The 23,803-nt window shown below is 71.6% G+C and carries 21 protein-coding genes; 11 read left to right on the top strand and 10 right to left on the bottom strand.

What is annotated here, in order from left to right; all coding sequences use genetic code 11:
- From MCAG_RS29500 to aepY, 4 genes are all read right to left on the bottom strand, one after another.
- The gene (locus MCAG_RS29500; RefSeq protein WP_050777866.1) at nt 1–630 is read right to left on the bottom strand and encodes an AMP-binding protein; all 630 of its coding nucleotides are present in this window, start codon (nt 628–630) and stop codon (nt 1–3) included.
- Nucleotide 631: 1 nt separating this feature from the next.
- Nucleotides 632–1,549, bottom strand: coding sequence for an acyl-CoA desaturase (locus MCAG_RS04670; protein ID WP_007071822.1), 918 nt, complete (start codon nt 1,547–1,549; stop codon nt 632–634).
- Between the two features lie 13 nt (nt 1,550–1,562).
- A complete protein-coding gene (locus MCAG_RS04665) occupies nt 1,563–2,423 on the bottom strand; it encodes an isocitrate lyase/phosphoenolpyruvate mutase family protein (RefSeq protein WP_036372357.1) in 861 nt (286 codons plus the stop codon).
- 129 nt (nt 2,424–2,552) lie between these two features.
- Nucleotides 2,553–3,653, bottom strand: a complete 1,101-nt coding sequence (gene aepY / locus MCAG_RS04660) for a phosphonopyruvate decarboxylase (protein ID WP_036372354.1) — start codon at nt 3,651–3,653, stop codon at nt 2,553–2,555.
- 468 nt (nt 3,654–4,121) lie between these two features.
- Between aepY and MCAG_RS04655 the strand changes: the two genes are divergently transcribed.
- The 4 genes from MCAG_RS04655 (at nt 4,122) to MCAG_RS04640 (ending at nt 7,529) form a co-directional block, all read left to right on the top strand.
- Nucleotides 4,122–4,337 carry a CDGSH iron-sulfur domain-containing protein gene (locus MCAG_RS04655; RefSeq protein WP_036372352.1) on the top strand — a complete coding sequence of 72 codons (216 nt, stop codon included), beginning with the start codon at nt 4,122–4,124 and terminating at the stop codon, nt 4,335–4,337.
- 108 nt (nt 4,338–4,445) lie between these two features.
- Nucleotides 4,446–5,558 (top strand): iron-containing redox enzyme family protein, encoded by a 1,113-nt coding sequence (locus MCAG_RS04650; RefSeq protein WP_085986102.1) that lies wholly within the window; start codon nt 4,446–4,448, stop codon nt 5,556–5,558.
- Between the two features lie 76 nt (nt 5,559–5,634).
- Nucleotides 5,635–6,372 carry a bifunctional 2-polyprenyl-6-hydroxyphenol methylase/3-demethylubiquinol 3-O-methyltransferase UbiG gene (locus MCAG_RS04645; RefSeq protein ID WP_036376361.1) on the top strand — a complete coding sequence of 246 codons (738 nt, stop codon included), beginning with the start codon at nt 5,635–5,637 and terminating at the stop codon, nt 6,370–6,372.
- Nucleotides 6,369–7,529, top strand: a complete 1,161-nt coding sequence (locus MCAG_RS04640; protein WP_157547884.1) for a glycosyltransferase family 2 protein — start codon at nt 6,369–6,371, stop codon at nt 7,527–7,529. Before MCAG_RS04645 ends, MCAG_RS04640 begins: the two co-directional genes overlap by 4 nt.
- A gap of 192 nt (nt 7,530–7,721) precedes the next feature.
- Here MCAG_RS04640 and MCAG_RS04635 read toward each other — a convergent pair whose 3' ends face one another.
- Nucleotides 7,722–8,921 carry an FAD-dependent oxidoreductase gene (locus MCAG_RS04635; RefSeq protein WP_036372348.1) on the bottom strand — a complete coding sequence of 400 codons (1,200 nt, stop codon included), beginning with the start codon at nt 8,919–8,921 and terminating at the stop codon, nt 7,722–7,724.
- Nucleotides 8,922–9,015: 94 nt separating this feature from the next.
- Between MCAG_RS04635 and MCAG_RS04630 the strand changes: the two genes are divergently transcribed.
- Nucleotides 9,016–9,681, top strand: a complete 666-nt coding sequence (locus tag MCAG_RS04630; RefSeq protein ID WP_007071814.1) for a TetR/AcrR family transcriptional regulator — start codon at nt 9,016–9,018, stop codon at nt 9,679–9,681.
- A 185-nt stretch (nt 9,682–9,866) separates the two neighbouring features.
- Here the strand turns inward: MCAG_RS04630 and MCAG_RS04625 are convergent, their stop codons facing one another.
- A complete protein-coding gene (locus MCAG_RS04625) occupies nt 9,867–10,550 on the bottom strand; it encodes an alpha/beta fold hydrolase (RefSeq protein ID WP_007071813.1) in 684 nt (227 codons plus the stop codon).
- Between the two features lie 53 nt (nt 10,551–10,603).
- Here MCAG_RS04625 and MCAG_RS04620 point away from each other — a divergent pair, with 53 nt between their 5' ends.
- Complete coding sequence (locus MCAG_RS04620; RefSeq protein ID WP_007071812.1) at nt 10,604–11,587, top strand: YafY family protein; 984 nt, start codon at nt 10,604–10,606, stop codon at nt 11,585–11,587.
- A 358-nt stretch (nt 11,588–11,945) separates the two neighbouring features.
- Here the strand turns inward: MCAG_RS04620 and MCAG_RS04615 are convergent, their stop codons facing one another.
- Nucleotides 11,946–12,347: a hypothetical protein gene (locus MCAG_RS04615; protein ID WP_157547882.1), complete on the bottom strand. Its 402-nt coding sequence runs from the start codon at nt 12,345–12,347 to the stop codon at nt 11,946–11,948.
- Nucleotides 12,348–12,436: 89 nt separating this feature from the next.
- Between MCAG_RS04615 and MCAG_RS04610 the strand changes: the two genes are divergently transcribed.
- Entirely contained in the window at nt 12,437–16,162 is a 3,726-nt protein-coding gene (locus MCAG_RS04610; protein WP_007071810.1) for an AAA family ATPase, read from the top strand.
- Between the two features lie 49 nt (nt 16,163–16,211).
- Complete coding sequence (locus MCAG_RS35595) at nt 16,212–16,334, top strand: hypothetical protein (RefSeq protein ID WP_255348976.1); 123 nt, start codon at nt 16,212–16,214, stop codon at nt 16,332–16,334.
- A gap of 100 nt (nt 16,335–16,434) precedes the next feature.
- Here the strand turns inward: MCAG_RS35595 and MCAG_RS04605 are convergent, their stop codons facing one another.
- Entirely contained in the window at nt 16,435–17,208 is a 774-nt protein-coding gene (locus tag MCAG_RS04605; protein WP_007071809.1) for a maleylpyruvate isomerase family mycothiol-dependent enzyme, read from the bottom strand.
- A 210-nt stretch (nt 17,209–17,418) separates the two neighbouring features.
- Here MCAG_RS04605 and MCAG_RS04600 point away from each other — a divergent pair, with 210 nt between their 5' ends.
- The gene (locus MCAG_RS04600) at nt 17,419–18,222 is read left to right on the top strand and encodes a DUF1062 domain-containing protein (RefSeq protein ID WP_007071808.1); all 804 of its coding nucleotides are present in this window, start codon (nt 17,419–17,421) and stop codon (nt 18,220–18,222) included.
- 215 nt (nt 18,223–18,437) lie between these two features.
- On the opposite strand, the gene MCAG_RS04595 is transcribed toward MCAG_RS04600, so the two are convergent.
- Both MCAG_RS04595 and MCAG_RS04590 read right to left on the bottom strand, forming a co-directional pair.
- Nucleotides 18,438–19,097 (bottom strand): response regulator transcription factor, encoded by a 660-nt coding sequence (locus MCAG_RS04595; RefSeq protein ID WP_007071806.1) that lies wholly within the window; start codon nt 19,095–19,097, stop codon nt 18,438–18,440.
- Nucleotides 19,094–20,326 (bottom strand): sensor histidine kinase, encoded by a 1,233-nt coding sequence (locus tag MCAG_RS04590; protein ID WP_036372344.1) that lies wholly within the window; start codon nt 20,324–20,326, stop codon nt 19,094–19,096. Before MCAG_RS04590 ends, MCAG_RS04595 begins: the two co-directional genes overlap by 4 nt.
- A 110-nt stretch (nt 20,327–20,436) precedes the next feature.
- On the opposite strand from MCAG_RS04590, the gene MCAG_RS04585 reads away from it, so the two are divergent.
- Both MCAG_RS04585 and MCAG_RS04580 read left to right on the top strand, forming a co-directional pair.
- Nucleotides 20,437–21,189 (top strand): ABC transporter ATP-binding protein, encoded by a 753-nt coding sequence (locus MCAG_RS04585; RefSeq protein WP_232290081.1) that lies wholly within the window; start codon nt 20,437–20,439, stop codon nt 21,187–21,189.
- Nucleotides 21,186–23,732, top strand: coding sequence for an ABC transporter permease (locus MCAG_RS04580; protein WP_007071803.1), 2,547 nt, complete (start codon nt 21,186–21,188; stop codon nt 23,730–23,732). Before MCAG_RS04585 ends, MCAG_RS04580 begins: the two co-directional genes overlap by 4 nt.
- The last annotated feature ends 71 nt before the right edge of the window (nt 23,733–23,803 follow it).

Raw genomic sequence — 23,803 nt, 5'->3', positions numbered from 1 at the left:
TCAGTGAGCAGGCAGCCGAACATGCCCATGTCGTGCGAGAGCGGCAGCAGGACGACACCACCTCGTGCCCCGGCCGCCGCCGGTGAAGTCCACGATCAGCTCGAGCTGGGCCGCGATAGCCCGGGCGGTGAGCACGCAGCCCTTGGGCGCGCTGGTGCTGCCCGAGGAGAACTGGATGTACGCGGGTTCGTCGTCACCGGGCGGCTCCCGGCCGGTCCACCCGCCGCCGTCGCCGCGCAGCGACTGCCACGAGCGCGACCGCGGCGCCGCCGGCAGCAGGTCCAGCAGCCGTTCGTCGGCTAGTATCAGCGGCGCGTCCAGCCGGCCGACCAGGTCCGCGACGTCCCGGGCGTACGTCCGCCGGTCCATCCCCGGCGCCGGCACCGGCAGCGAGGCGACCGTGCCGCCGGCCAGCCAGATGCCCAGCAGGCCGGGCACCGCGGCCGGGGTGTTGGTCAGCAGCGCGGCCACGGTGTGCCCCGGGTGCACGCCGGCGCGGCGCAGCCCGGCGGCGACACCGGCCGCCTCGGTGGCGACCTCGCCCCACGTCATCTCGGCGAAGCCGCTCCCGGTCCAGGCCCGCAGCCGGCCGTGACCCGTCCGGCGGGTCAGCGCCTCCCAGAGCTCCATGTCAGTCGACCGGGAATTCGCCGACCAGGCTGAGGCCGCGCTCGCGCAGCGCCAGCCGGCGCGGATCGACGCGGACCACGTCCCGGGCCAGGTGCAGCCGTTCCAGCAGCAGGATCAGGCCGCCGGCCGGGTCCAGCTCCCACCAGTGCAGCCCGTGCCGGGCCGACTTGGGGAACGCGTGGTGGTTGTTGTGCCACGCCTCGCCGAACGAGGGCAGCGCCAGCCAGATGACGTTGCGCGACTCGTCGATGGTGGCGAAGCGCCGCCGGCCGAAGTAGTGGCAGATTGAGTTCACCGCGTACGCCATGTGGTTGACCAGGAAGAGCCGGACCAGCCCGCCCCACAGCGCCCCGGTCAGGGCGCCGGTCGCGGTGCCGGTGATGAGCAGGCCGAGCAGACCGGGCAGCAGCACGCCGGCCAGCACGATGGGCAGGAACCAGGCGCTGATCCGGCGCATCGCCCGCTCCCGCACCAGGTCCGGGCAGTACCGCATCGGGTCGGAGGTCAGCTCCGGGTCGAGCTGCCAGCCGAGGTGGGCGTGCCACAGGTTCTTCAGCGCGCCGCGCAGGCCGGCGCCGTCGCCCAGGTGCGGGCTGTGCGGGTCTCCCTCCTTGTCGGCGACCCGGTGGTGGCGCCGGTGGTGGGCCACCCAGGTGATCGGCGGGCCCTGTCCCGACATGGCGCCGGCCACGGTCAGCGCGAGCCGGATCGGCTGCGACGTCTTGAACGAGCCGTGGGTGAGCAGGCGGTGGTAGCCGGTCGTCACCCCGAAGGCGCAGATGACGTACATGATCGCGAAGACGAGCACGTCGGACCAGCGGAGCAGCCGGCCCCACAGGAAGACCATGGCGGCCAGCACCGCGAGGGGCGGGACCAGTGACGTGCCTAGGATGAAGAGGCGTTGCTGTCTGCCGTTCATGTCGACCGCCGTTTCAGGGCTGGAGGTGCTGCCACTCCTCGAGGCGTTGCAACCGGAAGACGTCCCGCACCGACGCGATGTCCGCGGTCAGGTGGTCGGCGGCGCCCAGGTCGTGGATGGAGCCGTAGGTCCGGCGTAGCGCGCTGATCATCGCCCGTAAACCCTGGTTAGCGTAGATGACCACGTTCACGCCGGCCTTCGCCGCGTCGTCGGCGTGCCAGTCCGGGTACGTGGTGGGCACCACCACGACCGGCAACCGGCGCTGCCAGCGGTCCAGGAACTCCAGGATCTCGGCGTTGCTGGGCTGCCGGGAGTGGATGAGCACGGCGTCAGCACCGGCGTCGGCGTACCGGTGGCAGCGCGCGATCGCCTCGTCCACGCCCCGGCCGCAGATCAGCGCCTCGGTCCGGGCGATCAGGTAGGACCGCAGGTCCGACCGGGCCCGCCGGGCGACCTCGATCTTGCCGGCGAAGACCTCCGCTTCGATCAGCTCCTGACCGGTGCCGGCGAAGCTGTTCATCTTGGGATAGGCCTTGTCCTCGATGCAGATCGCGCTGATGCCGGCCCGTTCGTACTCGTGCACCATGTGGGCCACGTTCATGTTGTTGCCATAGCCGGTGTCGCAGTCGGCGATCACCGGGATCCCGGCGACCTTCTGCACGTCGGCGGCGGCCTGCAGGTACTCGGTCATGGTGAGCAGGCTGGCGTCGGGCAGCCCGCGCACCGCGGAGATCTCGAAGCTGGACGCCCACAGCGCCGGGAAACCGGCCTCCTGCGCGAGCAGCCCACCGAGCGCGGAATGGACCCCGGCGACCTTCACCAGGCCGGAGTCGGCCAGTGTCTCCCGGAATGATGGATACGTCGTTCGCTGCATTCATCCCCCGTGTTTCTCGATAAGCGGACCGACTTTTGGGACGCTACTCCGGTGCTAATGGCGGAAGAAGATGTTGTGACGATTTGGTCCCACAATTGCAGGAAGATGTTTCGGTATTGACAGCCGCGATCAGTCCGGTTCCGCCACCGCCGCGCGGAACCGTGCCGCGAGCTCCGGCGGCGTGCCCAGCCGGGTGACGCGCGGCGGCGTGGTGGCACGGTCCGCGCCGATGTGCACGACCACCAGGTGCGGCCCGTCCTGCGCCGCGATCGCCCGCAGCGTGCCGCGGACGGCGTCGCCGTCGGAGCACTCAGCGACGGTCCGGTAGCCGAGCCCGCGGCCGAGATCGGTCCACCGCACCGACGCCGACGTGGTGCGCTGCGCGCCGGTCGACTCGTAGCTGTGGTTGTCCAGGACGACGTGCAGCAGGTTCGGCGGTGCGTACGCCCCGACGGTCGCCGCGGTGCCCAGGTGCATGAGCGCGGCGCCGTCGCCGTCGAGCACGATCACCCGCCGGCGCGGCTCGTGCAACGCCGTGCCCAGTCCGAGGGCGAGGGCGTGGCCCATGGAGCCGGCGACGTAGAAGTTCAGCGGGCGGTCGGCCAGCCCGCTGAGCTCGCGGCTGATGAACCCGGTGGTGGCGTAGACGATGTCGTGCTCGACGTGCGGTAGGAGGGCTGCCAGCGCCTCGCGCCGCCGGAACGCCGGCTCGGGGCCGGGCTCACCGGGCGCCTCGCCCACCGACCCCTTGGGCACCAGGATCCACGCCGCCCGGCCCCGCTGGCGGGCGTGGTCGGCGCGGTCTAGCAGGTCGCGCAGGCTGTCCACGGTGGGCCGCAGCGTCCAGTGCGGCACACCGAGGACGTCGAGCAGGGCGTGCCCGGTGCGGCCCATGACGGCGTGCTGCGGCTCGTCGCCGTCCGGATCGGGCCAGCCGCGCAGGCTCATGAAGACCAGCACCGGCACGGCGAACACGTCGAGCAGCGAGGTGAGCGGGTTGACCAGGTTGCCGAACCCGGAGTTCTGCACCAGCACCGCGCTGCGGACTCCGCGCAACTCGGCGCCCGCCGCCATGGCCAGCGCGGCGCCCTCGTTCGCGGCGGCGACGTACCCCGACGGCTGCCGTTCCAGCAGCGCGATCGGCCCGTTGAAGTAGGAGCACGGCACGCCGGTGACGAATCCGACCCGGCGCCGGCGCAGTTCCCCGCAGAATTCCCCGGCCGAGATCATGGGCCGCGACGATACCGACCCGGCCGGCCGCGCGCTGTCCCGCACGGCCGGCCGAGAGCCGGTCAGAAGCCGAGGGCGGCGGCGCCACCGACAACCGGGAGCTGGATGGTGTTGGCCGAGAGGTCGACGGTGACCTGGGCGCGGTTGGTGTCCGGCCGGGGGTCCAGAACGGGTCGCTGCCGGCGACCACCACGCCGATGCGGCGCTCGGCCGTCTCCCGCAGCAGGCGTCGTCGGCCGGCGTCGCCGCGCCCCAGCAGTCTCCGTTTGCTCGCCGGCAACACACCGGGTGCTTGTGCACGCCAGACACCTCGCCGACGCGGGCGCTGTGGCGGATCGGCGGGCACGGCGAGCCGTGTCGGCGGTACTGGTCAGATCGCTTGGGCGAGTTCGGTGAACGCGGTGGCCGCCCGGGTCGCGGTTGGGCGTCGGCAGTTTGGATCGCCGCAGCCGGGGGACCACAGGCGGCATGACGTCGACAATCACCCCGTACGAGGACGGACCGCTTATCGTCCGCGGCGACTTCGAGTTACGCACACCGGACGGCACGTCCATCGCACCGGGCCGGGCGACGATCGCCCTGTGCCGGTGCGGGAAGTCAGCCATCAATCCCTTCTGCGACGGCACCCACAAAATGATCAACTTCCGTGCCGGCGCCGACCGTGACACACCGAAGCCGCGATGAACCCACCGAGACGACCGGGGCGCGCCCGCGCCGATCGACGCCAGACACCGGGTTTGTGGCAGTCGGGAGCGGGGACAGGCAGCTGGACGACTGTGCGGGGAGGTCAGGGTGGTTGAGTCCGGTGACCGTCGCTATGGTCCGGCGCCGCTGCCGCAGCCACGCGGGCCGGTCTCCGCGGCGCTGCACGACGCGCTCACATCCGCCCCGCACGACCTGCCCGCAGACCTGGCCTCCGAGTTCGACGGGGTGGACCCGATCGATGACGAGGACCTTCAGCTCACCCTCTTCCTCTGCTACGAGCTGCACTACCGCGGTTGGCGCGGCGTGGACGACCGGTGGGAGTGGCAGCCGTCGCTGATCGCGCTGCGCAGTCGCGCCGAAGCGGTCTTCGAGGCGGCCGTGCGCGTGCTCGCCGGCCCGCAGCCCCCGCTCCTCGACGGGCGAATGGCCTCCGCTCTCGCCGCCGTGGTGGCGGCCGACGACGGCCCGGCGCTTTCCGCGTATCTGCAACGGCGGGCGACCCACGAGCAGTTCCGTGAGTTCGTCATGCACCGCTCGATCTACCACCTCCGAGAGGCGGACCCGCACAGCTGGGCCCTGCCGCGGCTGGGCGGCCCGGCGAAGGCCGCCCTGGTCGAGATCCAGGTCGACGAGTACGGCGGTGGCCGGCTCGACCGCATGCACGCCGAACTGTTCCGCGTCACCCTGGAGCGGCTCGGTCTGGACACCGGATACGGGGCCTATCTGGACGCGGTTCCCGCGGTGACCCTGGCGGGCAACAACCTGATGTCGCTGTTCGGGCTGCACCGCCGGTTGCGCGGGGCGCTGCTCGGGCACCTCGCCGCCTACGAGATGACCTCGTCGCTGCCGAACCGTCGCTACGGGCGGGGCCTGCGGCGCCTCGGTCTCGACGAGGCGGCCACCCGCTTCTACGACGAGCATGTCGAGGCGGACGCGGTGCACGAGCAGATCGCCGCGCACGACATGTGCGGCGGGCTGGTCCGGGTCGAGCCGCACCTCGCCGCAGACGTGCTCTTCGGGGCTTCCGCCGCCCTGGCGCTGGACCGTCTCTTCGCCGCCTGGACTCTAAACAGCTGGCAGGCCGGCCGCAGCTCCCTGCGTCCCCACGGTCCCGGCGCGCCGATCACCCTGCACGTCGACGAGCTGCATCGCGCCACCGGCTCGGAGACGGCGAGCCTGATGACCGGCCTGGCCTGCTGAGCCGCGAGCGGCGCCGGCCCGTTTGAGGCGCGACGGAACGGGCACAGGCAGGACCATCGTCGTGCGGGAGGCAGAGTTGTCGTTTGACGCGAGCGCCTACGGGCGGTACGTGGCCGACGTGTATGACGAGACCTACGCGTTTCTGACTCCGGACAGCGCCGTGGAGGTCCTGGCCGAGCTGGCCGACGGCGGGCCGGTCTGCGAGTTCGGCATAGGCACCGGTCGCCTGGCGCTTCCGCTGGTCGAACGCGGCCTGACGGTCGCCGGCATCGAGGGTTCTCCCGACATGGTGGCGGGCCTGCGGAGCAAGGCGGGTGGCGACCGGATCGACGTGGCGGTGGGGGACTTCACCCACACCCGCGTACCCGGCGACTTCGCGTTGGTCCTCCTCGCCTTCAACACCGTCTTCGCGCTGCCCGACCAGGCCGCGCAGGTGGCCTGCTTCCGCAACGCGGCCGCCCACCTGCGTCCCGGCGGTCGGTTCGTGGTCGAGGCCTGGGTGCCGGACCCGGCGGCGTTCCGCAACGGCTCGGCGCTGCGCCCGGTACGGGTCGCGGAGGACGAGATCCTGCTGGAGGCGGCGCTCCTGCACCCCGCCGAGCAGAGGATGACCACCACCAAGGTTCGGCTGACCGCGGGCGGGGTCCACCTGTTGCCGGCGAACCACCGGTACGCCTGGCCGGCGGAGCTGGACCTGATGGCCGAGCTGGCCGGGCTGCGCCGCGAGCACCGGTGGGCCGGTTGGACGCGCCTGCCGTTCGGAGACGACAGCCGGGAACACGTGAGCGTCTACCGCCGGGCGGATTCGGCATGACCGGCGCCGCCGCCCGGCCGCGACCGATGCCGATGTCGTACGTGCTGCCGATCCGGTGGGTGGACGACAGCGACCCGGAGCAGTTGACCGACTACCTGCGCTGGCTCGCCGCCCGGGTGGAGGTGATCGTGGTGGACGGGTCGCCGCCCGAGGTCTTCGCCCGCCACCACCGGCGGTGGCATCCGCTGGTCCGGCACCTGCCACCCGACCCGCGCCTGTCCGGCCGGAACGGCAAGGTGCTCGGCGTGCTGACCGGTGTGCCGGCGGCCACGCACGAGGACGTGGTGATCGCCGACGACGACGTCCGATACGACGAGGACGGACTGCGCGAGGTCCGGCGTCTCCTGCGACGGGCGGACCTGGTGCAACCCCAGAACTACTTCGACCCGCTTCCCTGGCACGCCTACTGGGACACCGGGCGGATCCTGCTCAACCGGGCGATCGGCGCGGACTTTCCCGGAACCCTCGCGGTGCGGCGCAGCGTCTTCCTCGCCGCCGGTGGCTACGACCCCGACGTCCTCTTCGAGAACCTTGAGTTGATCCGGACCGTGCGAGCCTTCGGCGGCAACGTGGCGGCTCCCGCCGGGCTGTACGTCCGGCGCCTGCCTCCCACCACGAGACACTTCGCCTCCCAGCGCGTTCGCCAGGCGTACGACGAACTCGCCCAGCCGGTGCGGCTGGTGGCCGCGCTGCTCGTGCTGCCCGGGGTGGCGGCGGCGGTCGCCGCCCGGCGTCCGGGGCTGCTGGCCGCGGCTGCGGCGGCGGTCATCGGAGTGGCCGAGACCGGCCGGCGCAAGGCCGGCGGTCCGGCGGTCTTCCCGCCGGCCACCGCGGTGCTGGCGCCCCTGTGGTTGATCGAGCGCGGCGTGTGCAGCTGGCTCGCGGTCGCCCAGGGCGTGTTCTGCGGTGGCGTGCGCTACGCCGGCGGGCGGCTCGGCCGCGCCGCCCACTCCACGCGGACCCTGCGGCGGCGGCTCGCCGCATCGGTTGCTGGATCGCCTAACATCGGCCCCGCAGGGCTGCCAGGGGGCCACATGGGAGTGGATGTGGCGGATTCGGCAGTGCCCGCGCAGCCGGCCAACCCTGGCGATCGTGGTCAAGCCGTTTCTGATGCAGAAATCCCCAATGATGGGTGGGTGGTCCTTGGCGACAGATAGATGAGATTCCAGCGCCTATTCATCGATGTGGAGCGAAACCATCTGCTGTGTTCATCTGCGGATTTACTCTTCACGGCGCTCGATGCGGCCAAAGGCTCTCTGAGGGATCTTGAGGGGCAAGAGAGCCTCATTGTGAAAGTTATGCTACTCGGCTAGCGTTACGCCCTCGACGAAAGCGCGATATATGTTGGGTCAGCGCATGTGTTCAGGGCGTACGCCGATGCCGGCCAGCCGGGCGGGGAGGGCTTGCAGCGCCGGGAACCGCTGCAGCAGGCGGATCGGCGCCGGGGCGTCGATCCGGCCGGTGGCGTGCAGCAGTGGGTCGACGATGCGCCGCTGCGCGGCGCGCTGGATGTTCTGCGTCACCACCGTCGGGAAGCGCCGGCGCTTCTGCACTGCGGCGAGATCCGCTTCGGTGACCGGCTGCCCGGCGGCGAGCGTCGGGCCCAGCATCCGGGCGGTGGCCGTGGCGTCCTGCACCGCCAGGTTGATGCCGACGCCACCGATCGGGGACATGGCGTGTGCGGCGTCGCCGATGAGCAGCGCGCCGGGCGCGTGCCACCGCTTCAGCCGGTTGACCTTCACCGTCAGCAGCTTGACGTCGTCCCAGGTGGCGAGCTCACCGACCCGGTCAGCGAGGACGGGGTGCCGTCGGGTCACCTGTTCCTGCAGCGCCTCCAGCCCGGCCGCGCGGATTTCGTCGTAGCCGCCCTTGGCGATGACGTATGCGCACTGGTAGTAGTCGCCGCGGTCGATGGCGAGCATCAGTCCGCCGGCGCCGATCCGCATCGCCAGGCCGTCGCCGTCGCCTGCGCGGCGCGAGATTCGGAACCACAGCACGTCCATGGGCGCGCCGTAGTCGACCGGCCGCAGGCCGAGTTCCCGGCGTACCACCGAATCGCGGCCGTCGCAGGCGACGGTGAGCGATGCCTCGATCTCCAGCTCGCCCTCCGGGCCAATGGCGCGCACGCCAGTGATGGCGCCGGACGCGTCGCGGAGCAGGCCTGTCACGGTGGTGGAGCGAAGCAGCGTGAAGGTGGGGAACTTCGCCGCCTCGGTCGCGAGCATTTCCAGGAAGTCCCACTGGGGAACGAAGTACAGGTAGTTGTGCGGCGTCGGCAGGCGCGTGAAGTCGGCGACGGTGTAGGTGCCGTCGTCGAAGGTGGCGCGCAATGAGCCGGCCTTGCGCCCGGGCAGCGCCGCCATCCGATCGCCGAGCCCGATCTCGTCGAGCATGGCCAGTGTGGAGGGATGGACCGTGTCGCCGCGGAAGTCCCGGAGGAAGTCGGCGTGCTTTTCCAGCACGGTGACCTTCACTCCCTGTCGGGCGAGCAGCAGCCCCAGGACGAGCCCTGCTGGCCCGCCGCCGACGATGCAGCCGGTGGTGTTCATGGATCCTCCCCTTATTGCAACTCGCGTTGCTTTTCTCAGTCTGGCATGATGAGACGGCATAACGCAACAGGAAGTGCGTTAAGGGAGGTGTCCGATGTCTGCCGGCCAACGACCGGGCGGGCGCAGCGCCCGTGTCCGGGCCGCGGTCCTCACGGCCACCCGTGCTCTCCTCGTCGACGGGTACACCGGGCTGACCGTCGAACGGATCGCCCAGGCGGCCGGCGTCAACAAGACGTCGGTCTACCGCCGGTGGACCGACCTGGAAGGCGTCCTCGGCGACCTGCTCAGCGAGTACGCCAGTGAGGTCGTCCCGATCCCGGACACCGGCGACCTCGACACCGACCTCGAAGAACTGGCGCTGCTGATCCGGCGCGGCATGGCCGGCGAACCTGGCGAGCTGCTCACCGCCCTGGCCGCGGCCGTGCCCCACAACCCACGCGCCGCGCAGATCGTCCGCGGCTTCTTCGCCGAACGGTTCGGCCTGGCCGAGGCCGTCGTCAACCACGCCGTCGCCCGCGGCGAGCTGCCTCAGGACACCGATGCCCGGGCCGCGATCGAGGTCCTGGGCGCGCCCTTCTTCCTACGGCTGCTCGTCGTCGACGAACCCATCGACGAGGAGTTCGCCCGACGTACCGCTGCGGCGGTCGCAGCAGCCCTGCGCTCCGGCGTCTTCAGTCGGGCGCGAGAACCTCATCCCGTCACGGGCGCCGATGCAGAGCACTCAGCCGTTGGGGACGCATCCTGCTCCCCGGCGTCCTGATCGGGATCGGCCTGCTCATCCTCATCGGCTCGATCCCTGACGGCACCTGGAACGCGCCCATCACCTCCACCACGAAGGAACGCCAGCCCGCCCGGAGGGGCAGATCCGGATGCTGCGCTAAGCAGAGTCCACGCTATGGAGCCGGCAGCAGACCACGACGCCGCACATGCGATCTCCGTTTCCCGCTAGACCGCGGCGAGGACCCGCGCCAGTTCTGCGGGCCGCGTCACCATCGGCCAATGTCCGGAGTCGATGTCGGCCAGCTCGACGTGCTTGGCGCGGGCCAGCTCCGGTACGTCTCCCGCGGCGATCCACTCCTGCGCCTCGGCGGGCGTGAACTCCGGGCACACCACCACGATCGGGACGTCGAACCGCCGCTCGTCTGTCAGCCGTACGACACCCCTGGCCACGCCCTCGGGAACCGGGATCGCCGCCGCCGCGAAGGCCTGCCGGGCCTGCTCGTCCAGGTCGGCGGCGTCCGCCCCGTTGAACGGTCTCCAACCGGGGAACGGCATGACACCCTCGCTGATCTCGAAGAAGTCGGCGTACGGCCGCCCGTCGCCTGAGGGGAACCCGCCGATCAGCACGACCTTGGCCACGCGCTCGGGCCGCGCGTCGGCCGCCATCCAGGCCAGGGTGCAGGCTGCGGAGTGCCCCACCACCACCGACCTGCCGGGACCCGCGTCCACGGCGGCAAGCACCGCGGTCAGCTGGTCGGCCAGCGTCGCCGACCTGTTCCCATCGCCCTGCCCCGGCAGGGTCACCGGCACCGCATGGCGGCCCCTCTCTCCCAGCTCGCACGCAACGCTGGTCCACACCGACCCATCGAGCCATAGGCCACCCAGGAGCACGATCTGTTCTGCAGTCATGGAATCAACCTAGAGGCGATTCCGGACGTTCTACTTCCGGTACTCTTTCCGCTGTGCGACCCGCTCCGAGCCCTACCGCCCGGGCCCTACGCGCTCTCGAGATCCTGCAGGCACGTTCCGGCGCGACTGCCGACCAACTCGCCTCTCTCCTGGGCGTGACGGAGCGGGCCGCGCGACGCTACGTCGAGATCCTTCGCGAAGCCGGCATCCCGATCGAATCGGTCCGCGGACCGTACGGCGGCTACCGGCTGGGCCGCGGCACACGGCTGCCGCCGGTCGTCTTCACCCAGGAGCAAGCACTCGGCCTGGTCATGGCCGTGCTCGACGGGCAGCCGGCCGCGATCGACGCCGACGACCTGATCGGCTCGGCACTCAGCAAGGTCATCCGGGCTCTTCCCGACAGTGTCGGACGGCAGGCGGCGGCGCTACGGGCATACGCCTCGGCCACCCCTGACCGGCACTCGGCCCGCCCTGACCCCGCCACCACAAGCGCCCTGGTCGCCGCCGTCGCCGACCGGCGCCGCGTCCTGGTCACCTATCGAGGCGGAAGCGGCGAGGAGTGGGACGCCGAGGTCGACCCGTGGGCAGTCGTGGTGCGGTACGGGCGCTGGTACCTGCTGTGCCACTCGCACCGCGCGGACGCGATCCGCACATACCGTATCGACCGGGTCCGGTCCGTGCGGCAGATGCCGCACGGCTTCACACCGCCCGACGACCTGGATCCGGTTGCCGCACTCGAGGAGAATCTCGGCGCGGGCTGGAAGTACCCCACCCGCGTGGTGTTCCACGCGCCGCAGGAGAAGGTGGCACCGTGGATCCGGCCGCCGATGGGCCGCCTCCAGCCGGACGGCGACCGGTGCGTACTGGTCGGCAGCACCCGAAATCCCGCGATGTACGCCCAGGAGTGGCTGGCCGTTGTCCCCTTCGACTTTTCTGTGCAAGAAGGCCCCGAACTACATGCCGCCGTGGCGGCGGTCGCGGCCCGCTTCAGCGCAGCACTCTCGCCTGAACACGGCACGGCGGGACGCCCGGAATGATGACTGAGCAAGAAACGACCGACCTGGGCACCGGACGAGCGGGAAGCTGATGTGGTTGAGCGACCTTTATCGGGGGTCTGCTGCAACGTTAGGTGATAGGTGTAGTCACGCGGCCGTGAGTTCGGGCTTCTTCGAGCTGGCGGTCTACTCGTAGGCGCTCGGGGGTAGCGGCCTGCCCGCGAAGGGCGTCAGTGATCCAGACCTTGCTCACGGGGACGGTCGTCGAACGTGTTGTGCTGGTTGTTGATCAAATAGGGGCATTGGAGGCCTGTTCGCCCCGTTGCGGGTCGGTGGCCTGCTGCGGCGGGGATAATCGGGCGACGGTAGGGCGGCGGATCACCAGAATCGTGAGTCATGCCTATCGCTGTTCCGGCCGCCGACTTCCTGGTGTTGCAGACGACTGGGGCGGCGGGCGGGAGTCGTCGTAGCCGACCACTTCGCCGGCCGAACCGACGATCTCCACCGTCTGCCGTACGGTGACCGGCCCCGCGGCCCGGGCGCGGCGGACTCCGACCAGGCGGCCCAGGACGGTGCCCGCGCTCTGCGTCACCGCGGCGGATGCCGGCTCCGCGCCGGCGGCCGGCGCCGGCTCACGGCGGGCCCGGACCACCTCGACGGTGGTCCAGCATGCGACGGCGGTGAGCAGACCGACCGTCATGATCACACTCCAGCGGTCGGTGGCCAGGTTGGTGAGCACGCCGGTGGCCACGGCGCACAACACCGACGCCACCGCCAGAAGGACTCTCGTCCGCGCCTGCATGCCTGCCGCTCCTGCCGTCCATCTGATGGATTCATGGTAGACCCGCGCCACGGGACATCGGCTCGCCGAATTCTCGGCAGAATCTGCGCATGCCCGACACCGATTTGTTCTTCGAGGAGACCGTCGGACGCTATGTCGACCATGCGAGGTTCGTGCCGCGGGACTGGCTGGCCGACCGGGTGGAGGCGCACCTGGCCGACCCGGAGTGCCGTTTCGTCCTGATCACCGGTGCGCCGGGCACCGGCAAGAGCGCGCTCGTCGCCTGGCTGGCCCGGCGCCGGCCGCTCGGGCTGCGCTACTTCATCCGGGCGGACAGCGTGCGCGCGCTGGCCTCCGGCAGTGTCCGTTCGGTGCTCCTGCGCCTTGGCCATCAGCTGGCCGTCCGTCGGCCGGAGCTCTTCGCCGGCCAGGGCCTAGACGTCTCGGTGGACCAGCAGGTCGGGGCGGTGGCGGAGGGTGGCCGCCTGGTCGGGGTCCGGGCCGAGCAGATGGTGGTTTCCCCGTTCCGGCGGACCGCGGTGACGGTCCGCCAGCACGCCGGCCGGGTCGCGGGCGAGGTCACCGCGCTCGACGTGGGGCGGATCGTCAGCGACGACAGCGGCCTCGACGTCGGCGCGCTGGAGCGGCTGGCGCTGCACGAGCCGGCCGCCGCGCTGGCCGTGGTCGATCCGGCGGCGCAGCTCGTGGTGCTCGTGGACGCTCTCGACGAGATCCGGTTCCGGGCCGACGAGGCTTCCCTGACGCAGTGGCTGGCCAGCTGCTCGCCGCTGCCCGCGAACGTCCGGGTGGTGGTGTCCAGCCGGCCCGACGCGGAGTTGCTGGACCGGTTCCGGATAGTGCAGCGGCCGTGGCTGCGCGAGGAGGTCATCGACACCGGCACCGAGTCGGCCCGCGCGGACGTGGGCCGCTACCTCACCTCAGCGCTGCCGGACCGGACGTCCGGGCCGGGGCCGCGGTTGCCGGAGCGCGTCGCGGCCGCCGCCAACGGCAATTTCCAATACGCGGTGGCGTTCGTCGCCGCAGTCGAATCGGCGGCGGCGCGCGGCGACCGGGCGGCGCTGGAGCGTCTCACCCAACTCGCCGAGCTGCCCGAGGGGCTCGCCGACCTGTACGCCTTCTTCGTGATGCTGATCCGCGACGCGGTCCGGGACATGCGGGTCGCCGGTGGCGGGGGCTGGCTGCCGGCCTGGCCGGCGGTGTACCGGCCGCTGCTGTCGGTGCTCGCCCTGGCCCGCGAGCCGGTGGACCGCCGGCGGCTCGCCGAGCTCAGCGAGATCGAGGTGGAGCCGGAGTGGGTGGTGGAGGCGCTGGACCGGCTCGGACAGTTCCTGCGCCGCTCGGGCGACGCGATGGAGCTCTACCACGCCAGTTTCGCCGAGTTCCTCGTCGACCCGGGCACTGAGAGTCGGTACGCCTGGGCGTACGTCGACGCGGCCGCCTGGCATGCCCGGCTGGCCGACCGGATGGTGCGGCAGCACCGTCACGACTGGCTGCATGCCGACGGTTACACCCGCCGGCACCTGGTGACCCACGCCGCGGCCAGCGGCCGGGTCGACGATCTCCTCGACGACCTCGCCTTCGTCGTCGTCGCCGACCCGCGGTTCCTGGTCCCGGCCGCCGGGTCGGCCACCAGCCATGGTGCCGCGCTGGTCCGCCGCGCCGCTCAGCACCTGCACACCGAGCCGGAACCGCAGCGTGCCGCGCAACTGGAACTGATGGCCCGGCAGAGCGGCCTCAGCGGGCTGGCCGACCGGCTCGCGGCAGCCCGTACCGATCTGCCGTGGCGGGTGCGGTGGTTGCACTGGGACGCCGTGCCGCAGGTGTCCCAGGTCGTCGGGAGGCACGCCGGCGGAGTCAGCCGGATCGCGGTCGGGTCGATCAGCGGGGTACCGGCCGCTGTCGCGGTGGACGACCGAGGGACGCTGGAGTGCTGGGATCTCTCGTCGGGTCTGCGCGCCGCGCCAACCCGGCGGGTCGGCTACCCCAACCGGCCGTACCAGTTGTCGGTCGTCGAGATCGCCGGCCGGGCGACCGCGGTGGTGGCGCAGACCAACGTCGGTTACGACGGCGGCATCGCCTTCGTCGACCTGCTCCTCGGTTTCGAGCCGCTGCCCCGGATCAAGACGCCGCACGAGGTGGACCGTTTCGTCGCCGCGCTGGACGGCGACGGCGGCGTGGTGGTGCTGGTGCACGGCTACACCCGCAAGACCGACCGGCGAGGCCGGGCGCGCCCGGAGGTACGACTCTGGCGGTACGACGGTGCCCGCTGGACGGATCGGCTGGTCGACGGCCTGCCCCGGCATTTCTTCCTGCACGGCCTGGGTGTGGCCGGCGGCCGCCTCTTCGCCCTTGCCGAGCACGACGCCGCCCTGTACGTGGCTGATGCCACCGGCGGTCCGGTGTGCCGGCCGATCAGGGTCGGGCACGGTACCATCCGCGAGGATCTGGCCGTGGGTCTCGTCGGCGGCCGGCCGGTGGCAGCCGGGTACGTCGGCGACCTGCAAGGCGTCGACCGGTATCCGAGCGGACTGCGGATGCTGGCGCTGGACACCGGCGAAACGCTGTGGGCGGTGGCCCACTTCCACGACTATCACGACTACTACGACACCAGCTCGGTCGTCATCGACCGGGTCGAGGGCCGAGAGGTCGTCGTCGCCGGGGGCCAGACCGGCCCGCTGCGGGTGCACGACGCGGTCGACGGGAAGGTACTGCACCCGCCCCTGCGCGGGCACACCGGACGCCTCACCGGTCTGGCCGTGCTGACCAGCCCGGGGTCCGGAACGATCGTGTCCGCGGGCGAGGACGGCACGGTACGTCTCTGGCGGTTGCCGCGCCACACTCATCGCACCCCGACCCGGAGCCGGACCGATCGGTGTCTGAAGGGCCGCCCGTACGCCGTGGCCCTGGGCGTCGCCGGCGGCCGCCGGCTGCTGGCCGTGCAGGTGTTCACGATGGAGGGCTATGCCAGCGTCATCGAAGTGATCGACGCCGACTCCGGCCGGCATCTGTGGCAGCTGCACCCGAGCGGGAGCAGATGGCAAGCCGTCCTGGCGTTCCACGCCGGCGCCGAAGGAGACCTGCTCATCGCCGGTGAAGCGCAGGGTGTGGCGACGATCTGGCGACTCGGCGACGGCAAGCCCAAGCAGGTGCCGGCCCCCGCCCTCGACGCGCCGGTGGACGGATACCAGTTTTACGACTCGGATTACGTGCAGGACTACGACATGGCTCTAGGCGAGGACGGCGGCGATCCGGTTCTCGCCCTCAGCAGCGCGAGCGAGGTGTTGGTCCGCAACCTGCGCACCGGGGAACTGCTCGGACCGCCACCCGGCCGCTCCGCCGGAAGCCACATCAGTCTCGGCCGGGTCGCCGGCCGGCTCACCGTCGCCGGGTCGGACCCGGGCCTGTTGGACGTCGGGACCGGCCGATTCCGGCCGGAACTCCGGCGATGGTCCGGGAACGTGGTCGCGACCGCCTTCCTGACCGCAGGACAGCACACCTGGTTCGCTGTCTCGACCAGAACGCCGGACCACGTGTTCGTCTGGCCCGTCCCACGTGCCGACGAACCGCCCGCCGAGCCGATCGAGCTGGCCGGGCATCTGGGCTGGGTCGAGGTGCTGCACGGCGGGACCCTCACCGGCCGGCCGGTGTTCGCCGGTGCGGATCAGAGTGGCGTGGTCACGCTGTGGTCGCCGACCGGCGAAGTGCTGCGCAAGCTGGATGTGGGCAGCGACGTCCGAAACCTGGCGATGGCCGGCGATCTGCTGGCGGTGAGCACCCTGGACGGCGTCCTCGTGGTGCAGCTCGCCGCCGGGTGACCGGCGGCCGGCGTGGCGCGGTCAGGCGGCGCGCTGGTCCGGGTGGGTGGTGGCGATCAAACGGGGCGACCCTGAGGGAGCCGACGGCGCCGTCGCCCGGACCGGCCCCGCCCGCGCGGACGGCCTGACGCCGCGCGAGGCGGACGTGCTCCGGATGCTCACCCGGGGCTGAACAACCGGCAGAGCCGCTGACCTCGACGATGACGTCCGCCGGGAGCCCGGCGCGGACGGCCGCCCGCTGGACCGCCTCGATGGAGGTCAGCCCGCGCGCCCTACTCCTCCGGCTCCCAGGCGATCAGCTGGTCGAAGATGCCCCGGTCGCCATCGAGCTGCAGCGAATCCATCTGAGTGCGGCCGTGGAGGAACATGACCAGCTCATTGGCCGTGCCCCGGGCGGAGACGTCGGCCGCCTCCGGCCCCTCGCCGGCGGACGCGGGCAGGCGGGCGGTCCGTGCGCCGTCGGCGGACAGCCAGAGCCGCCAGGAACGGCCCTCGGTGGCGTGGTAATCGACGACGGCGGGCTTGTGCGGCCATGCGGCCGTCGTCGCACAGCAGGTGGTCAGGAACTCGTCCACACCGTCGAGCGTCACCTCGTCCGGCAGCGGCTGCGGGGCGCCCACGGCGACCTGGGCGTCATAGGTGTGCACAGCGACCTGCTGGAGCTGGTGCCGGGCGACGGCACCGCTGGTCTGCGGCGACTGCGACGAACCCCACCACGTCCAGCAACCACGGTCGGGGCCCGCCTCCCGCAGAGCGTCCAGCAGCTCCGCCGTCGACGCGGTGAACCAGTCCAGCAGGGCCGCACGCTCCCGGGGCACCAGCGGGGCGGGCACGGCCACAGGAGCGTCGGCGGGCCCCGCCGCCACGATGGCGGCCCACCTGCGCCGCCCCTCGCCCAGGTGCTGCACCAGATCGAACAACGCCCACTCGGGGCAGGTCGGCACCCGCACGTCGAGGCTGGGCGCGGAGGCCACCGCCGCCCGGAAAGCGGTCGATCGTTCGTCCATCAGCCGCAACAGGTCGGCGAACCCGAGGGTCTCTTCCACCGCGGCTTTGTACCACCCCCCTCCGACAACCGACAGCGGATATCACCGCGGCGGAGGTCTCCGAGAAAATCCGTTGCCCGGCGGCCCGCTGGTTGACCATGATCACGCGCATGGATCAGTGACCAGTGGCGCACGTGCGGAAGCAGGACGGGTTCGAGTCGACTCCCCGTCTCTGTCCGCCGTGCCTCTCGGGGCCCGCACCGATCACCGGTGCGGGCTCCCTTCACGCGACGTGACCTGCGACGTCGCGCCAGCTGGCGTGCTTGCACCGAGACGCCGGCCATACGCCACTGGACCCGGGGAGACACCCCAGGGCGCGTCATCGCGCTGCCGGGCGCCTCCTCCCAAGACCCTGGAATCGCCGAAGCCATGAACAGTTCCCGCGACATCCGCGTGCCGGCCGACGGCACCGGACCCGGCATCGACCGGAAAGCGCTGTGGGTGGTCACCGAGCTCGGACTGCCCACCATCGTCAAAGCCTGCGTCTCCTGCAGATCCACCCGCCACCATCCCACCGGGAAGATCCGGGTCAACGCCAACCACAAGCTCCTGGACGTGTGGCTGCTGATCGGCTGCGAGCTGTGCGGCCGCACGTGGAAGGTCCCCGTCCACGAGCGCGTCAACGTGCGGGCACTGGAGCACGAGCGGCTCCTGATGTTCGAAAACAACGATCCGGCCATTGTGCGCCAACTGACCATGGACGCGACGCTCGCCCACAAGGCCGCCTACCAGCTCGACTGGACCGGCACCTGGCAGCTGGACACCGACACACCGTTCTACGACCTCCAGCACGAGGACGCCGCACCGATCGAGGTCATCATCAGGTTCGAGCTCCCGGCACCCGTCCGGGTCGAGAGGCTGCTCACCACCGGGTTCGGCCTGAGCCGTCCCGCAGTGAGAGACATGGTCGACTCCGGGCGCATCCGCCTGCCCCTACCCATCGACGCCAAGGCCCGCGAGGATTTCACCTTCCTCGTCGTCACCGCACCACCGCCGTCCCCCGAGCCGCGATGAGGGGTCGCTCGGCGGCGCCGTGACCGCACCGCCGAGCGACCCCTCCGGCCCGGGCTGAACCCGCGGGTACAGGGCAGGGTCAGCTCGGCGCGGGGTGCCCTTGGAGACCACCCAGATCCGCTGGCCCGCCCAGTCGACGTCATCGAGCGTCACCCCGAGCAACTCGGCGGCCCAGGCGCCGCTGGAGACGAAGAACTCCATTGCCGAGGCTCTCGTCAGCCGCGCAGGTACGCGAGCACGGCTCGGACCCGGCGATGGTCGTCTTCGTCGGGGTGCAGGTCCAGCTTGATCAGCACGTTTCCGATGTGTTTGGCCACTGCCGTTTCGGTGATGAACAGGGCGCGCGCGATCGCGGCGTTCGACCGGCCCTCTGCCACGAGGCCGAGGACCTCGCGCTCTCGGGGGGTGAGCCGGGTCAGCGGATCGCGGCGCCGGCACAGCAGTTGGCGTACGACCTCGGTGTCGACCACTGTGTGGCCGTCGACGACGCGGTCGAGCGCCTCGACGAACTCGACTGCCTCGCCGATACGGTCCTTGAGCAGGTAGCCGATGCCGGCCGTGCCGGGGCGGGCGGATTCCAGCAGTTCCGCCGCGTACGTCTGCTCGACGTACTGACTCACCACGAGGATCGGCAGGCGGGGATCGTCTCGACGCAAGCGCAACGCGGCCTGCAACCCCTCGTCGGTGAAAGTGGGCGGCATCCGTACGTCGGTGACGACCACGTCCGGCCGGTGCTCGCGTACCGCATGGACGAGGGCGTCGGCGTCCGCTACGGCGGCCGCTACCCGATGCCCGAACCGGGTGATCAGACTGGTGATCCCCTCGCGGGTGAGCACGTCGTCCTCCGCGACGATCACCCGCCGGTCGCCGGTCATCGCACCACCCCGGCGAACTCGGCCTTCACGAGCGTCGGCCCACCCGGCGGGCTGGACAGCGACATCGTTCCCCCGACGGCCGCGACCCGGTCAGCCAGTCCGGCGAGCCCGGTCCCGGCCCGCTGATCCGCACCGCCCACCCCGTCGTCGCTGATTCGTAGAATCAGCCGGTCATCGTGCAGGCCCGCGGTTACCGCGGCCCGACCGGCCCGGCTGTGTCGGGCGATGTTGGTCAGTGCTTCGCTGACCACGAAGTATGCGGTGACCTCGATGGAGGGCGGAAGCCGGCCGGGCAGCCGGACGTCGACGTCGACCGGCACCGGCGAGCGTCCGGCGAGGTCGTGCAGCGCCGCGGCGAGCCCGCGGTCGGTGAGCACCTGCGGGTGCACGCCGCGGATGAGCTCACGCAGTTCGCTCAGTGCCCGCTGGGCCAGCTCTTGCGCCTTGACCAGCGGGTCGTGCGCCGGCGACCCGGCTAGTACCTCCAGCCGGGCGAGGCCGAGGTAGACGTTGAGAGCCACGAGCCGCTGCTGTGCGCCGTCGTGCAGGTCGCGTTCGATGCGGCGGCGTTCCCCTTCGAACGCGTCCACCAACCGTGCCCGCGACCGGGTCACCTCGACCAGCCGCTCACCGAGCCGGTCCGACTCCCGAGGCCCGAGCAGCGCCCGTGCCATCGCGGCCCGAGCGCCGGCCCAGGCGGTCAGTACGTACGGTGCCGCGGCCAGTAGCCCTACGCCCATCATCCCCGATACCAGGGTCGCCAGAGGTGGGCTGTCCCGCTCGTGGAGTGGGCTGAGCACGGCGGCTGTGGGATAGCCCACCATGCATGCCAGGACGACGGCGTCGAGCCAGCACAGGACGGTGGTCGAGATGCCGGTGAAGCCGATCTTGCGCCAGGTGACCTGCTCGTGTAGCCGTACCCGAAGGGCATGCCGCCAGCCTCGCCGGTGGAGCGGCCGGTGCGCGTCCGGCAACGGCACGTTGTCGACCAGGCGCAGTCGCCGTCGCTCCAGCAGGCCGAAGACGATCGCACCCGTGACCAGCGTCGACACCGCGGCCAACAGCACCGGCAGCGGTTCCTCGATGCCGTACCGCATCAGAAGGAGGAGCGCCGGCACGCTGGGCAGCGCGCCGACGGCCAGGTAGAGCGCCGACCGCCAGGGCCACGAACTGCCCACCAGCTGCATCGGGGGCAGCGACAGCGCCTCCAAGGCGGTGCGGACCGGCATGTCGGCCCACGCTACCGGCGCGGGGCCGGCGGCACGGTATAGCTGGCTACACCTTCGGGACCCCAGCTGGGGACAGTGCGGGCGGCGCGGACGGCCGCTTGGCTGAGGGCGTGACGACAAAAGGCGAACCGGCCGTGCGGGCCGAGAACGTGTGGAAGGTGTACGGCACCGGTGCCGCCGAGGTGATCGCGCTGCGGGACGTCAGCGTGGCATTGGCGCGCGGCCAGCTCACGGCCGTGATGGGCCCGTCCGGGTCCGGCAAGTCGACGCTGATGCACTGCCTGGCCGGGCTCGACGCGGTGACGAGCGGCGAGACACGCGTCGGTGACACCCGGGTCAGTGGGCTGCGCGACGCCGAGCTGACCCGTCTGCGCCGGGAGCGGATCGGGTTCATCTTTCAGCAATTCAACCTGGTGCCCACGCTCACCGCCCGGGAGAACATCCTGCTCCCCCTCGCGATCGCCGGCCGCAAACCTGAGCCGGACTGGTTCGACACCGTGGTGGACACGATCGGCCTGCGTGACCGTCTCGGCCACCGGCCAGCCGAGCTCTCCGGCGGCCAGCAGCAACGCGTCGCCTGCGCCCGGGCCCTGATCACCCGGCCGGAGGTCGTCTTCGCCGACGAGCCCACCGGCAACCTCGACTCCCGCTCCGGCACCGAGGTGCTCGGCTTCCTCAGCCGGTCGGTCCGCGAATTCGGCCGGACGATCGTGATGGTCACCCACGACCCCGCTGCCGCCGCGTACGCAGACCGGGTGGTGTTCCTCCTCGACGGCACGGTCGTCGAGGACCTGCCCGCGCCGACCACCGACGCCGTACTGGAGACGATGAAGCGCCTGGACACCCGGGGAGCGGCCCGATGATCCGGGTGACCCTCGCCGGCCTGCGCTCGCGCCGGCTCCGGCTGCTGCTATCGGCGCTGGCGGTCGTCCTGGGCGTGACGTTCATGTCGGCGACCCTCGTGGTCACCGACACCCTCAACGCGTCGCTGCGTGGCCTGTACGCCGGCCTGCACTCCGACACCGAGGTTCAGGTGACGGCGAAACAGGTGCTGCCCGGAATCGGCGAGGATTCCGCCACCACGCCGGTGCCGGCCGACCTGGTCCAACGGGTCGCCGCGGTCGGGGGCGTGGCCACGGCGACCGGCGTGGTAAGCGAGGATGGGGCCCGGCTGGTCGGTGCCGATGGCAGGGTGGTCCGGACCAGCTTCAACCGGCCCCGGCTGGGCACCAACTGGACCGGTGAGCGCGGCTCGGTCCGGCTGCGGGCCGGCCGCGCACCGGCCGCGCCCGGCGAGATCGCGATCAACGCGGCGCTCGCCCTGGCCGCCGACGCGCAGCTCGGCGACCGGGTGGGGGTGCTCACCCAGCGTCCGAAGCAGACGTTCGCCGTGGTCGGCGTCATCGGCTACCACGGTGACCGGGACAGCGTAAGCGGCGCCCACGAAATCGCCTTTCACGAGTCGGTCGCGGCCGAACTCATGCTCGGCCGACCGGATGTGTACTCCGCGGTGGATGTCCGGGCCGAACCCGGCGTCACCCCCGAGGTCCTGCGGGATCGGCTCCGCGGCGCGCTGGGCGACGACGTCGTCGTGCGTACCGGCGACGAACTGCGCGCGGCCCAGTCCGAGTCGGCGCGGGAGGACTTGGCCGCCATCACCCAGATCCTGCTGGCCGTGGCCGGGATCGCCCTGTTCGTGGGCGTCTTCCTGATTCTCAACACGTTCTCGATCCTGCTCGCCCAGCGGACACGGGAACTTGCCCTGCTGCGGGCGCTGGGCGCGCGCCGCCGACAGTTGATCGGCTCAGTGCTGGTGGAGGCGGCACTGGTCGGGCTCGCCGCCTCGGCGGCCGGGGCCGCCCTCGGCGTGGGCATCGCCGTATCACTGCCCCGGCTGGCCAGGGACACCGCCATGGGCGATCTGGGCCTTGGTGCGGTGACCGTGCCGCCGCTCGCGGTGCTCACCTCCATCGCGCTCGGCGCGGCGGTCACCGTCGTCGCGGCCATTGGACCTGCGTTACGGGCGTCCCGCATCCCACCGGTGGCGGCGTTGCGTGAGATGTCCGCATCCGATCGGCCGCTCACCAAGCTGACCGTGACCGGGAGCGTGATCGGCGCCGTCGGCGTCGCCCTGCTCGTCCTCGCGTTCGCCGACGGCACCGACGACATCGCTCTGGGCACCGTCCTCGGCGGCGTCCTGGCGAGCTTCGTCGGAGCGGCGCTGCTCACCCCGTTCATCGCCCGGCCCACGGTGACTCTGATCGGCCGCTTGTTCGCCTGGTCGGCGCCCGGACGGCTGGGACGGCTCAACGCCGGCCGCAATCCGCGCCGCACCGCGAGCACCGCGGCGGCGCTGATGGTCGGCGTCGCCGTGGTCACCGCAGTGGGCATCGTGCTCACCTCGGCCACCGTGAGCCTGCGGCGCACGGGTGCCGACCACTTCCGGGCCGACCTCATCCTCACCGAACCGACGAGCACCGAGCGCCCGCAGACCTTCGACCCGGCAATCCTCGACCGGATCCGGGCAGTGCCGGGCGTCGCGGCCGTTGCCGGCATCTACGACGACGTCGCCATGACACCCCGTGGCCGGACCGGCATCGTCGCGGTCGACGACATCGCGGCCTGGCGGTCGACTATCAAGGTCGAACATGTGGCCGGCACTCTCGGGCCCCTCGAGCCCGACGAGATCCTCACGGACTCCGACACCGCCGCTGACCTCGGTTTGCAGATCGGCTCCCCGGTGGAGATCTCGTTCGCCAGGGGCCGCAGTCGCACCTTCACCCTCGCCGGCACCTACCGCAGCGACTGGTCCAGCGGCTGGCTCATGCCGGCCTCGGTGGTGCCTGACCTTTCCCGGCAGCAGCCCTCCACCGGACTGGTTCGGCTGGCGCCCGGCGCGTCCGAGGCCGACGTACACGCTCGGGTGAGCGCGCTGCTGGCAGACAGTCCCGAAACGGTGGTCACCGACCCCGACGGGTTCGTCGACAACGTCACCGGCGTCTTCGGCACCGTTCTGGTGCTGCTGCAGGTTCTGCTCGGCATCGCCATGCTGATCGCGGCGTTCGGCGTGGTCAACACACTGGCCCTGTCGGTGCTCGAACGAACCCGGGAACTCGGCCTGCTGCGCGCGGTCGGTCTCAGCCGCGGCCAGACGGTACGGATGGTCGCTGTGGAGGCAATGGCGATCTCCATCTTCGGCACGCTGCTCGGCATCGCCGTCGGGACGGGACTCGGCGCTGCGGTCGCGCGAGCGCTGCGCGGCGAAGGCATCACCGAGCTGGCGTTGCCATGGGCCCTCCTCGCCGCGTACCTGGCATCGGGCGTGGTGATCGGCGTGCTGGCCGCGGCGCTACCGGCCGTCCGGGCCGCCCGCACGGACGTCCTGCGGGCCATCGCGTACGACTAATAGTGCTTTGTTGGGCTGGGACGAGTTGGTGGCAGAGGGGGCATTTTCAGGCTGCGGGCCGGCTGGGGTAG

It is taken from the genome of Micromonospora sp. ATCC 39149, from assembly GCF_000158815.1.
GTDB lineage: Bacteria > Actinomycetota > Actinomycetes > Mycobacteriales > Micromonosporaceae > Micromonospora.
Note: the sequence above shows the minus strand (reverse complement) of the source record. Positions and strands in the feature narration are given on the sequence as shown.

What these genes read in the sequence shown, in the direction of transcription:
- MCAG_RS29500 (WP_050777866.1), bottom strand. Translation starts at nt 630, where the DNA reads ATGGAGCTCTGGGAGGCGCTGACCCGCCGGACGGGTCACGGCCGGCTG.
- MCAG_RS04670 (WP_007071822.1), bottom strand. Translation starts at nt 1,549, where the DNA reads ATGAACGGCAGACAGCAACGCCTCTTCATCCTAGGCACGTCACTGGTC.
- MCAG_RS04665 (WP_036372357.1), bottom strand. Translation starts at nt 2,423, where the DNA reads ATGCAGCGAACGACGTATCCATCATTCCGGGAGACACTGGCCGACTCC.
- aepY (WP_036372354.1), bottom strand. Translation starts at nt 3,653, where the DNA reads ATGATCTCGGCCGGGGAATTCTGCGGGGAACTGCGCCGGCGCCGGGTC.
- MCAG_RS04655 (WP_036372352.1), top strand. Translation starts at nt 4,122, where the DNA reads ATGACGTCGACAATCACCCCGTACGAGGACGGACCGCTTATCGTCCGC.
- MCAG_RS04640 (WP_157547884.1), top strand. Translation starts at nt 6,369, where the DNA reads ATGACCGGCGCCGCCGCCCGGCCGCGACCGATGCCGATGTCGTACGTG.
- MCAG_RS04635 (WP_036372348.1), bottom strand. Translation starts at nt 8,921, where the DNA reads ATGAACACCACCGGCTGCATCGTCGGCGGCGGGCCAGCAGGGCTCGTC.
- MCAG_RS04630 (WP_007071814.1), top strand. Translation starts at nt 9,016, where the DNA reads ATGTCTGCCGGCCAACGACCGGGCGGGCGCAGCGCCCGTGTCCGGGCC.
- MCAG_RS04625 (WP_007071813.1), bottom strand. Translation starts at nt 10,550, where the DNA reads ATGACTGCAGAACAGATCGTGCTCCTGGGTGGCCTATGGCTCGATGGG.
- MCAG_RS04615 (WP_157547882.1), bottom strand. Translation starts at nt 12,347, where the DNA reads ATGCAGGCGCGGACGAGAGTCCTTCTGGCGGTGGCGTCGGTGTTGTGC.
- MCAG_RS04610 (WP_007071810.1), top strand. Translation starts at nt 12,437, where the DNA reads ATGCCCGACACCGATTTGTTCTTCGAGGAGACCGTCGGACGCTATGTC.
- MCAG_RS04595 (WP_007071806.1), bottom strand. Translation starts at nt 19,097, where the DNA reads ATGACCGGCGACCGGCGGGTGATCGTCGCGGAGGACGACGTGCTCACC.
- MCAG_RS04590 (WP_036372344.1), bottom strand. Translation starts at nt 20,326, where the DNA reads ATGCCGGTCCGCACCGCCTTGGAGGCGCTGTCGCTGCCCCCGATGCAG.
- MCAG_RS04580 (WP_007071803.1), top strand. Translation starts at nt 21,186, where the DNA reads ATGATCCGGGTGACCCTCGCCGGCCTGCGCTCGCGCCGGCTCCGGCTG.